A 1,064-nucleotide genomic window follows, 5' to 3' on the forward strand; every position below is an offset into this window, starting at 1 on the left:
TGAACTGCACCCCGAAAGTTGGACACCCAATCCAACCTTCGGGGTGTTTCTATGCGGAATCAGTACAGCGACCAGTTTAAGTTGCAAGTGGTGCAGCAATACCTGGATGGGGATGCCGGTCTAGAAGTGATCGCCCACCAGCTTGGTCTGGACTATTCCATGGTCAGGCGATGGGTGGAGCAGTACCGGCAGCATGGGCCTTCAGGATTGCGCCAGACACGCCGTCACTACAGCCCAGCGTTCAAGCGCGAGGTGCTGGAAAGGATGTGGCACGACGGCTTGTCGATCCGGCAGGCTGAGGCCCTGTTCGATATCCGTGCCGCTGGCGCTATTGGCAGATGGGAGCGCCAGTACCATAGTGGTGGCCTAACCGCCCTGGAACCGAAACGTACGGGACGCCGCCCGATGCCCCAGAAGCCCCCATCTCCACCGCCCGAGCCTCCCTCCGATGGTGAGCGCTCCCATGAGGAGCTGCTCGAGGAGCTGGCATATCTGCGGGCGGAGAATGCTTATCTAAAAAAGCTCGATGCCTTGACCCGAGAGAAGCGGGCGACGACACGGGGCAAAAAGCCCAAGCCGTCCAAGGGTTAAGGCATGAGCACCCACTGGCGCTGCTGTTGTGTGCGGCAGCGCTACCGCGCAGCACATTCTACTACCAGCTCAAGGCCCTGAGGGCTGGCGATCTGTATGCGTCTCTGAAGGCGCGTATCCAGGCGATCTATGATCACCACAAGGGACGCTATGGCTATCGCCGTATCACCGCTGTGCTGCGCCAGGCAGGCGAGGTGGTCAACCACAAGACCGTCCAGCGGTTGATGCAACAGCTGGGCTTGAAGTCCCTCGTTCGCCCCAAGCGATATAGGGCTTATCGAGGAGCCGAGGGCTACGCCGCCCCGAATACGCTACGGCGTCGGTTTCAGGCCCAGGGGCCGAATCAACGATGGGTGACCGACATCACCGAATTCAAGGTCGATGACCAGAAGCTCTACCTGTCACCGGTCATGGATCTGTATAACGGCGAAATCATCGCCTTCCAGACCGGGCAACGACCGGTATTCGGCCTG

1 pseudogene is annotated in these 1,064 nt (G+C 60.0%); it reads left to right on the forward strand.

The features are described 5' to 3' along the window. Positions 1-51: 51 nt before the first annotated feature. Positions 52-1,064, forward strand: a pseudogene (locus tag ACGTN6_RS20550) (IS3 family transposase); the annotation flags it as partial.

It is taken from the genome of Halomonas sp. B23F22_20 (assembly GCF_043496985.1).
In the GTDB taxonomy this organism is placed as follows: Bacteria; Pseudomonadota; Gammaproteobacteria; order Pseudomonadales; family Halomonadaceae; genus Halomonas.